Annotated in this window: 1 protein-coding gene; it reads left to right on the top strand. The window is 35.7% G+C overall.

The window, feature by feature from the left end; translation table 11 throughout:
• Positions 1-346, top strand: a 346-nt coding sequence (locus DMP16_RS10640) for an SAM-dependent methyltransferase (protein ID WP_255446899.1), incomplete at its 5' end; no start/stop codon positions are given.
• Between the last annotated feature and the right edge of the window lie 279 nt (positions 347-625).

The following is a 625-nucleotide window of genomic DNA, read 5'->3' as shown; positions in this document are numbered from 1 at the left end:
TGCTTATGCTGGTATACCATTAACTTCTCCAAGATATTCTAATATGATAACAATTATCTCAGCAACAGACGAAGGTGGGAAAATGTTTAACTTTGAAAAGATTCACGATGCGGGTACTTTAGTTGTTTTAATGGCTGGGAAGAAACTTGGGGAAGTAGGTAAAGCTTTGATGAGTAAAAGGTCTCCTCTTGAAGAGGTAGCAATAATCGAAAGAGGAACTTACTATGATCAACGAGTTTACATTACTAGACTTGAGGATTTAAACGAGTATAAGCCTAACTCTCCTTCCATGTTGGTGTTAGGTGAGGTAATCAAATTACGGAAATTTTTGTGGAAGTTGTCATGATTGTTAAACCTTCTCCACCCCAAATAATTAAAAGTATACAGACTACGATGTAACGGTAAACCTTGCATACAAAGAAAGGAGGTATGATCTCCCTTCTGTCACAAATGGTGAAGTCTATCTTTTCTATTTGAAATACACTTTAGCATCATCACAAATTTTTAGGTCATGCACGAAAAAGAAAACCTAGCCTTTTAAGGCGGGGAGGAGGTCAGACATAGTTTAAAAAGAAATAGAAGACAAGTTAATTTTATGCAGATCTATCTCGCATTTCAATTTTAA

It is taken from the genome of Sulfolobus sp. B1 (assembly GCF_007050195.1).
Classification (GTDB): Archaea; Thermoproteota; Thermoprotei_A; order Sulfolobales; family Sulfolobaceae; genus Saccharolobus.
The sequence above is the reverse complement of the archived record's forward strand: the minus strand, read 5'-3'. Positions and strand labels throughout refer to the sequence as shown.